The 8,554-nt window shown below is 37.7% G+C and carries 9 protein-coding genes; 5 read left to right on the top strand and 4 right to left on the bottom strand.

The features are described 5' to 3' along the window. Positions 1-233: 233 nt before the first annotated feature. A complete protein-coding gene (locus EAL04_RS07705) occupies positions 234-695 on the bottom strand; it encodes a sialic acid-binding protein (protein WP_120974459.1) in 462 nt (153 codons plus the stop codon). A 28-nt stretch (positions 696-723) separates the two neighbouring features. Then, entirely contained in the window at positions 724-1,146 is a 423-nt protein-coding gene (locus EAL04_RS07700; RefSeq protein ID WP_001254652.1) for a DUF1104 domain-containing protein, read from the bottom strand. A 263-nt stretch (positions 1,147-1,409) separates the two neighbouring features. On the opposite strand from EAL04_RS07700, the gene EAL04_RS07695 reads away from it, so the two are divergent. The 5 genes from EAL04_RS07695 (at position 1,410) to EAL04_RS07675 (ending at position 6,251) form a co-directional block, all read left to right on the top strand. Continuing rightward, entirely contained in the window at positions 1,410-2,042 is a 633-nt protein-coding gene (locus EAL04_RS07695) for a LysE family transporter (protein WP_000498381.1), read from the top strand. Positions 2,043-2,110: 68 nt separating this feature from the next. Then, positions 2,111-3,871, top strand: coding sequence for a DNA polymerase III subunit gamma/tau (locus EAL04_RS07690; RefSeq protein ID WP_120974457.1), 1,761 nt, complete (start codon positions 2,111-2,113; stop codon positions 3,869-3,871). Then, the gene (gene tsaE, locus EAL04_RS07685) at positions 3,868-4,269 is read left to right on the top strand and encodes a tRNA (adenosine(37)-N6)-threonylcarbamoyltransferase complex ATPase subunit type 1 TsaE (protein WP_001202497.1); all 402 of its coding nucleotides are present in this window, start codon (positions 3,868-3,870) and stop codon (positions 4,267-4,269) included. The genes EAL04_RS07690 and tsaE overlap by 4 nt, the downstream gene beginning before the upstream one ends. Before the next feature lie 12 nt (positions 4,270-4,281). Continuing rightward, positions 4,282-5,004, top strand: coding sequence for an LPS export ABC transporter ATP-binding protein (lptB, locus tag EAL04_RS07680; RefSeq protein ID WP_000353241.1), 723 nt, complete (start codon positions 4,282-4,284; stop codon positions 5,002-5,004). A 2-nt stretch (positions 5,005-5,006) separates the two neighbouring features. Continuing rightward, positions 5,007-6,251, top strand: a complete 1,245-nt coding sequence (locus tag EAL04_RS07675) for an RNA polymerase factor sigma-54 (RefSeq protein ID WP_120974455.1) — start codon at positions 5,007-5,009, stop codon at positions 6,249-6,251. Here the strand turns inward: EAL04_RS07675 and EAL04_RS07670 are convergent. After that, positions 6,233-6,964 carry a Fic family protein gene (locus EAL04_RS07670; protein WP_120974453.1) on the bottom strand — a complete coding sequence of 244 codons (732 nt, stop codon included), beginning with the start codon at positions 6,962-6,964 and terminating at the stop codon, positions 6,233-6,235. The two genes, EAL04_RS07675 and EAL04_RS07670, sit on opposite strands and share 19 nt — an antisense overlap. Then, the gene (locus EAL04_RS07665; RefSeq protein ID WP_120974451.1) at positions 6,964-8,184 is read right to left on the bottom strand and encodes an HD domain-containing protein; all 1,221 of its coding nucleotides are present in this window, start codon (positions 8,182-8,184) and stop codon (positions 6,964-6,966) included. Before EAL04_RS07665 ends, EAL04_RS07670 begins: the two co-directional genes overlap by 1 nt. Positions 8,185-8,554 lie beyond the last annotated feature (370 nt).

The raw sequence follows: 8,554 nt of genomic DNA, 5'->3' as shown, positions 1-8,554 counted from the left end.
AAATTTATTGGATTTCAAAAAAAAAAAAAAAGATTTTGGGTGTTTTTTAACTATTTATCTTTGGAGTGTTAATTTTTGTAATAATGAAACCATTTTTTGAATTTTATAAGCAATATTTAATGAGAACAGAATTTTGATAACGCTTAACAGAACGCATCCCAAACGCTAAAAGCGTTTAGGATTCTGCTTAAAGAATTTGAAGCTTTGATAGAGAAAGGGGTGTAGTTTAAGCTTTATTTCTCATTTTCGCCATGATCATCATGATCGTGATCTTTTTTGCCTTGTTCTTTGCCATGCCCTTTGCCATGTTTGTCATGACCACCATGTTTATGGTGTTTGTGTTTTTTCCCATGCTTGCATGATCGCAACCCAAAATCATCATCCATATCTTCCATGTTGCCTTTTTTAAGCGCTTCTTTAATGGCTTTTTGGCGGGCTTCAAAATCCGCTACGGTCATGCTGTCTGTGTTTTTAGTTGCATACTCATGCAATTGTTTATGGAACGCCTTTCTCTTATCTTTAGGCATCTTTTCCATGCGCATTTTTAACTCTTTTGTGTAATCCACAATATCCTGAGGAGCGACAATACCAGCCATTTTAGCCAAATCTTCATCGCTTGTTTTGCTGAAATCCTTGGCGTTTAAAGCCACAAATAACAACGCGCCAACAGAAAGTATTTTCAACGCTTTTTTCATGTTTTATCCTTTTAAATTAAATTTTATCTCACTTAGGAGAGCAATGTTCGTCTTTTTTCTTAACAGCCCTACACCAAACTTTTCTCGTATCACCGCTGCAAACGCTCACATTAAGCCCTTTTGCCTTAATTTCTTCATCGCTTAGACCTTTGGTTTTTTCTTCTAATTCCTTACGGACTTCTTCACGCATTTTTTTGAAATCCTCTTCACTCATTTTGGAAAGATTCTTCCTAGCGATCCGGCTGAAATTCGCACGGAATTTCTTAGCGTCTTCAGCTTTTAAAGCTTTAAGGCGTTTAGACACTTCCATGCGATAATCAATCGCTTCATTAGAAGGCAGAGTGCCTGCTAATTCTAAAAGCTCCTTATCTTTGAGTTGCGAAAAGTCTCTAGCGCCTAAAACCTGTAATCCAAGCAAAGCTGATAGGCAAAAAGCCAAACTCCTTCTCATTCCCAATTCCTTGTTGTCTAAATTTTTGCCGCATGACGACAGCAAATTTTGGCATTCTACCATGTTAATTTTAACTTATTCTCAAACACCGCTAAGAATAGTAAAAATGGGGTTTTAATTTTATATAGCCATTGTGTCATCATTTAACTTTTAATTTATAAAGGTCGTTTTAAACCCTAAAATTTTAAAATACCCTTTTGAATGATTGGTTTGCATGGCGTTGGTAGTTTTTGGCTTATTTTGAGTGAAAGGATTTAAGCAAGATGTTTGTGGTTTTTATAGAAGGTTTTGGTTTAGCGATTTCTTTGTGTGCGGCGGTGGGGGCGCAATCCTTGTTTATTGTGGAAAGGGGGATGGCTAGGAATTATGTGTTTTTGATTTGCGCTCTGTGTTTTATGTGCGATATTGTGCTAATGAGCATGGGCGTGTTTGGCGTGGGGGCTTATTTTGCGAAAAATCTTTATTTGAGCTTGTTTTTGAATTTATTTGGGGCGGTTTTTACCGGATTTTACGCTTTTTTAGCTTTAAAAACCCTTTTTCAAACCTTTAAAAAAAAGCAAGTCCAAACCCCCAAAAAATTATCTTTAAAAAAGACCTTATTATTCACTTTAGGCGTTACCTTACTCAACCCTCAAGTGTATTTGGAAATGGTGTTTTTAATTGGCGCGAGCGCTTTGTCTTTTGATTTAGTGCAAAAATTTGTCTTTCTAGCTGGCACTTTATCGGCGGCTCTTTCTTGGCTTTTATTGTTATGCACCCTGTCCTTACGCTATGGCTCTAAACTTTTAAACAACCAAAAAATCTTTATGGGCGTGAATCTCTTTGTAACCGCTATCATGGGAACGCTCAGCGTTACTTTATTTAGGGATTTTTTAGCGTTATTGAGCAAAACCTAAAAAGGGGCTAGTTTTAAGTCATTTTGCATTACAATACTTCTAAATGAGTTTTAAGGATTACAATCAATATGCAAGTTTTAGCGTTAAAATACCGCCCCAAACATTTTAGCGAGCTAGTCGGTCAAGAGAGCGTGGCTAAAACGCTTTCTTTAGCCCTAGACAACCAGCGTTTGGCTAACGCTTATTTATTCAGCGGGTTAAGAGGTTCGGGGAAAACCAGCTCTTCTAGGATTTTTGCTAGGGCTTTAATGTGCGAAACAGGGCCAAAAGCCGTGCCTTGCGATACTTGCATCCAATGCCAGAGCGCTTTAAACAACCACCACATAGATATTATAGAAATGGATGGGGCGTCTAATAGGGGGATTGATGATGTCCGTAACCTCATAGAGCAAACCCGCTACAAACCAAGCTTTGGGCGCTATAAAATCTTTATCATTGACGAAGTGCATATGTTTACCACTGAAGCGTTTAACGCGCTTTTAAAGACTTTAGAAGAACCTCCTAGCCATGTGAAATTCCTTTTAGCGACAACGGACGCTTTGAAATTGCCCGCTACCATACTCAGTCGCACCCAGCATTTCAGGTTTAAAAAAATCCCTGAAAATTCCGTTATTTCTCATTTAAAAACCATTTTAGAAAAAGAACAAGTGAGCTATGAAAGTAGTGCGTTAGAAAAACTCGCTCACAGCGGGCAAGGGAGCTTGAGGGATACGATCACTCTTTTAGAGCAAGCCATCAATTATTGCGATAACGCTATCACAGAAAGCAAAGTGGCTGCAATGTTAGGAGCGATTGATAGGAGCGTTTTAGAAGATTTTTTCCAAAGCCTAATCAACCAAGATGAAGCGCGATTGCAAGAGCGTTATGCCATTTTAGAAAATTATGAAACCGAGGGCGTTTTAGAAGAAATGATGCTTTTTTTGAAAGCGAAATTATTAAGCCCTGATTCTTATTCCATTCTTTTGATAGAGCGCTTTTTTAAAATCATTATGAGCAGTCTCAGCCTTTTAAAAGAAGGGGCAAATGCTAGTTTTGTGCTGTTGTTATTGAAAATGAAATTCAAAGAAGCTTTGAAACTCAAAGCCCTAGACGATGCGATTTTGGAATTAGAGCAAACCCCTTTCAATCAAAACCCTAGCATAAGCTATAACGCCCCTAAACAAGAATTTAAAAATATAGAACAAAGAGAACAAAGAGAGAACATAGAAAAAAGAGAGAACGCAGAAACCCCACAAATTCCCATGCTTTCAGCTAAAGATCGCATTTTTCACAACCTTTTCAAGCAAGTTCAAACATTGGTTTATGAGCGTAATTACGAATTAGGGGCGGTGTTTGAAAAAAATATCCGTTTCATTGATTTTGACAGCCAGACTAAAACCTTGACTTGGGAGTCTTTAGCCACTGATAAAGATAAAGAGCTTTTAAGAGAACGATTTAAAATCGTGAAAGGTATCGTTGATGGGGTTTTTGGCAAGGGCGAAAATATCAAAATTGCTTTAAAAAATCATTTGGAAAATAAAAGCGCTCCAGAAGAAACTAAAGAGGTTAAGGATTTTAAAATTTCTTCTTTAAGGGAAAAAATCTTACCCAAACCAACCACTGAAACCACGGCTGAAATGCAAGAAAAAGAAACTAAAGAAGCGGTTGGAAAAGTGCTTCAAACGAAAGAAAACGACACTAAAGAGGTTCAAGAAAACGACACTAAAGAGACTAAAGAAATCCAACCCAAAGAAGCCCCTACAGCCTTGCAAGAATTTATGGCTAACCATTCTAATCTCATTGAAGAGATTAAGAGCGAGTTTGAAATCAAAAGCGTGGAATTGTTATGAGAGCGAATTTAGACGAGTTAGATAAAGTGGCGGCCGCAATTTTAAAAGATGATTTTAAAGGGGTGGTGCTTTTAAAAGGCGTTGTGGGGAGCGGTAAAACGACTTTAGTTCAAGCGTGCTTGAAACACTTGGGGTTAGACATTCAAGCGACTTCGCCCACCTTTAGCTTGATGCATGCTTATAGCGAGAGCGTGTTCCATTACGATTTTTACATGCGCGATTTAGAGGCTTGCTTGGAGCTTGGCATGTTGGAGTGCTTGTTAGAAAAGGGGATCCATTTTGTGGAATGGGGCGATGAAAAATTAGAAAAAATTTTAAAAAAATACGATTTAGCTATTAAGGTTGTGGAAATCAAAACCGAATCAACTAGCCGTTTTTATACAATAAAGATCGCTTAAAGGGTCGCTTGAATGGATATTTTAAAAGCAGAGCATTTAAACAAACAGATTAAAAAAACCAAAATCGTTTCAGATGTTTCTTTAGAAGTGAAAAGTGGCGAAGTGGTGGGGCTTTTAGGGCCTAATGGGGCGGGGAAAACCACCACCTTTTACATGATATGCGGGCTTTTAGAGCCTAGTGGGGGGAGCGTTTATTTAAACGATGTGAATTTAGCTAAATACCCCTTACACAAGCGTTCTAACTTAGGCATAGGCTACTTGCCCCAAGAATCCAGCATTTTTAAAGAATTGAGCGTGGAAGAGAATTTGGCCCTAGCAGGGGAGAGCACTTTTAAAAACTCTAAAGAGAGCGAAGAAAAAATGGAAAGCTTGCTTGATGCTTTTAATATCCAAGCCATAAGAGAGCGCAAGGGCATGAGCTTGAGTGGGGGAGAAAGAAGGCGCGTAGAAATCGCTAGGGCTTTAATGAAAAACCCTAAATTCGTGCTGTTAGATGAGCCTTTTGCGGGCGTGGATCCGATCGCGGTGATTGACATTCAAAAAATCATTGAAAGCTTAATTGGATTAAACATCGGCGTGTTGATCACTGATCACAATGTGCGAGAGACTTTGAGCGTGTGCCATAGGGCGTATGTGATTAAAAGCGGCACGCTTTTAGCGAGTGGGAACGCTAATGAAATTTATGAAAACGCTTTGGTGCGCAAGTATTATTTAGGGGAAAATTTTAAGGTATAGACATGGCGATCTTACGCGCAAACCTTAGCCCTAAAAACAAATTAAACGCCACTTTAAAAGGGTGGCTCCCCATTTTACAAAGCGAGCTTGAAGATTTAGAAGAAGTGTTGAAACAAAACGCCTTGGATAATCCCTTAATTAAAATTGAAAACAAACGCATCAAAAATTTTAGCGATCGCTTTAGCGCTAAAAAGAGTAACGATCATTTAGAAAATTTCGCAATCGCTTCTAAAAGCCTTTTTGAAACCCTAGAATCTCAAATCATTCCCCCCCTTTTTCCCACTGAAACCTCTCAAAAAATCGCTATGGATATTATCAGCGGGCTGGATAGCGAAGGGTATTTTGAAGAAAACGTTGAAGAAAGGGCTAAAATTTTAGGGGTAGAGAGCGAAGTTTATGAAAAAGTGCGCGAGCGTTTTAGTTACCTTAATCCCGCTGGCATTGGCGCTAAAGACGTGAAAGAGAGCTTTTTATTCCAGTTAGAGGGTAGGGAATTAGACAATAACGAGCTTTATGAAGAAGCGCGAAAGATCATTTTAAATTTAGAAAAACACCATGAATTTTCTAAAGATTTTTATTATGAAAAGGCTTTAAAGATTTTAAAATCCTTTAAAAACCCCCCAGCCATTGAGTTTTTAGAAAAAGAAATAGAAGTCATTCCTGAGCTTTTTATTTTAGAAGTGGATAATGAAATGATTGTGCGTTTGAACGATGAGAGCTACCCGACGATCAGTTTAGAAGAAAATCGCTTTGAGGATAGCGGCTATTTAAAAGAAAAGTTAAAAGAGGCCAAAGATTTGATTGACGCGTTAAATTTAAGAAAAGCCACGATTTATAAAATCGGCCTCATGCTTTTAGAGTATCAATACGATTTTTTTAAGGGTAAGGAATTACGCCCTTTAAAATTACTGGATTTAGCCAACGAGTTTAACCACTCTGTAAGCACGATTTCAAGGGCCATTTCTAATAAATATTTGGCATGCGAAAGGGGGGTTTTCCCTATTAAACATTTCTTTAGCATCGCCTTAGACAACAGCGAGACTTCAAACGCTGTGATCAAAGACTATCTTTTAGAATTGATTAAAAATGAAGACAAAAAAGAGCCTTTGAGCGACGCTAAGATTTTAGAACTCATTGAAGAAAAATTCCATTTGAAAATGGTAAGAAGGACGATCACCAAATACCGCCAATTGCTCAACATCGCTTCTTCAAGCGAGAGGAAAAAGCTCTATTTGATGCGCGCTTGAAAAATATGGTTTTGGTTATTCTTATTTAATACCATTTGCCCTTGTATGCGTGTGAGTTCAAACTCTTGGGATACTTTGGCGAGTTGGTATAAGCTTTCTGTATTGCGCGTGTCTAAAGCCTTAATGTAAGCCTCTTTTTGTTCTTTGGTGATCACAAATGGTATTAAGTTTTGCTCTAAAACGCTATAAAAGATTAGCATTCTGCCCACCCTACCATTACTATCGCTAAAAGGGTGTATCCTTTCAAATAAAATGTGTTGTTCTAAAATGGCTTTTAGTTTTTCTTCTTTATCTTGTAAGGTCTTCATCTTATAATTGAGGTTATCGCACCATTCTTTCATAGCCATAGACACTTGAAAATGGGGGGTCGTTTCAAAACTAGCTCCTAAAATGGTATTATCAGTCGTTTTGAAAGCCCCCTTATTAGGGAGTAAAAAATTCATTAAAATCCCATGCAACTCTCTTATAAAAAAACTATCAACGCTTTGTCCTTTATTCAGGTTTCCTAACAGAAAGAAGAGCATGTTTTGATAGTTTTTCACTTCAAAGAAAGCTCTTTGGGGCATTTCTCTAGGAATATATTCAGTGGTTAAAATACTTATAGTTTCAGCAAGGCTCAAAGGATTGTTTTCAATAGCAGTGCTATGGTGCGCCATACGAATAGTCAAATCCATAGCGTAATCGTTAAATTCTAATAATTCTTTATAGTTCATTATTTAAAATCCCTAAACAATTTCCCTAAATCCAAATCAAGCAGTTCTGTTTGGGATCGCAATTCTAAAAGGTTTTGAGCCCCTTTAATCAAATCGTTACTGGAAATGCCATGAGAAAGAGAAATTTGGGCTTCTAAAAACGCGCTCAAATGATCGCACACCTTCAAAAGCTCCCCGCAAACCCCAAGATATTCATCACTATTATAAAGCGTGAACAATTCTTCAGCGTCTTTAGTGAAAACGATTTGATGAGATTTGTCTTTGTAGCGGTTTTTAAACTCGTTTTCGGTGAAATATTTCAAATCTTCTTGAACGCCCAAAGACACAAAGGAATAGACTTTGTTTTGCATTTCCTTTTTTTCAATTTCTTTAATGCAGTTGTCAAGCCCTGCAACGCTTTGTTTGATGGGCGTGATAATGTCTCGGGTTAAAATCTCGGGTAAATCATGGAAAAGCCCGCCCAAAAAATGATTGATCCGCATGCTTTTACAAGCTTTTAAATCAAAGCTCAATAAATACCCCATAAGCGCCACGCATAAGGTATGCCCTAGGACACTCGTTTGCGGCACTCTTGGGGTCTGGCTCCAGCGCTTTTGGAAACGCAACTGCCCAAACATGCTCACCAATTTTTTCAAATCTTCTTTTTCCCCAAAAAGCCCTTCAAACAAATGCTCGTTATTGTGGAGTTGCTTGTCAATTTTATCTTTAATTTCTTTCACGCCATACATGTTGGGGTTAAAATGATAGATAATATCAAACTCCCATTTAGACGCATAAAAATGCGCGCTCTCTAAAATTTGAGTTTCTAAAATTTGGGGTCTGTGGCTTAAATACTCTTTGAGTTCCTCTAAAGAAAAATACGCGCTGATTTCATCTTGCAAACTTTGCACGACATAGGAGACTAATTCTTGGCTGTGCGTTTGTTGGAGGGCGTAAAAAATAGGGGGTTTAATATCGGTTAAAACCAAGCGCTCCAAAAATTCAAAGCAAAAGAACTTGATTAAAAGATCTAAATCTAAATCTTTACCCCTGTCTTTTGAATCTTTAGCGAGCAGATACGCAATCATCGCTTTATGGGCTTGTTTGTCTAATTCCACAAATTCCAAAGGGCATGCTTGGTCATTCCAGCGCCTAATGGACGCGCCCGCAAACACACGCCTTAAAAATTGAGTTTTGAGTTTAGGGGCTTTTAGGGGTTTAATAGGATGAGCCGCATACATGACTTTCCTTTTTATACTATTTTGAATATTAAAGCTATGATCTTATTAAAAAATATTGATTCGATCGCACAAGATTGAAAAATCTTAACGCACCACTATCAATACTAACTTAAATCTTATTATACGAAAAAAAGACAAAAATAAGGCTTTTATTTAAAAAAATATTATTTCTGTCAATAGATTTCGCACTTAATGGATTTCACACTCTAAAACACCCACCCGTAATTGAAAAACACCTTAAAATGGCTAGCCCCTTCATTGAAAACAAAAGAGTTCGTGTAATCGCTACCACTAGAAACGACGCTAGCTTTTCTTTGGATTAAAGGGATGCTAATCCCTACAGAATATTTAGAATGCTTATAGCGGTAAT

Source organism: Helicobacter pylori (assembly GCF_003638305.1).
GTDB lineage: Bacteria > Campylobacterota > Campylobacteria > Campylobacterales > Helicobacteraceae > Helicobacter > Helicobacter pylori_DJ.
This window is presented reverse-complemented; position numbering and strand designations above follow the sequence as displayed.

Excerpts from the sequence above, each read along its gene's own strand:
- EAL04_RS07705 (WP_120974459.1), bottom strand. The coding sequence starts at position 695 with ATGAAAAAAGCGTTGAAAATACTTTCTGTTGGCGCGTTGTTATTTGTG.
- EAL04_RS07665 (WP_120974451.1), bottom strand. The coding sequence starts at position 8,184 with ATGTATGCGGCTCATCCTATTAAACCCCTAAAAGCCCCTAAACTCAAA.
- EAL04_RS07675 (WP_120974455.1), top strand. The coding sequence starts at position 5,007 with ATGGCGATCTTACGCGCAAACCTTAGCCCTAAAAACAAATTAAACGCC.
- EAL04_RS07670 (WP_120974453.1), bottom strand. The coding sequence starts at position 6,964 with ATGAACTATAAAGAATTATTAGAATTTAACGATTACGCTATGGATTTG.
- EAL04_RS07690 (WP_120974457.1), top strand. The coding sequence starts at position 2,111 with ATGCAAGTTTTAGCGTTAAAATACCGCCCCAAACATTTTAGCGAGCTA.
- tsaE (WP_001202497.1), top strand. The coding sequence starts at position 3,868 with ATGAGAGCGAATTTAGACGAGTTAGATAAAGTGGCGGCCGCAATTTTA.
- EAL04_RS07700 (WP_001254652.1), bottom strand. The coding sequence starts at position 1,146 with ATGAGAAGGAGTTTGGCTTTTTGCCTATCAGCTTTGCTTGGATTACAG.
- lptB (WP_000353241.1), top strand. The coding sequence starts at position 4,282 with ATGGATATTTTAAAAGCAGAGCATTTAAACAAACAGATTAAAAAAACC.
- EAL04_RS07695 (WP_000498381.1), top strand. The coding sequence starts at position 1,410 with ATGTTTGTGGTTTTTATAGAAGGTTTTGGTTTAGCGATTTCTTTGTGT.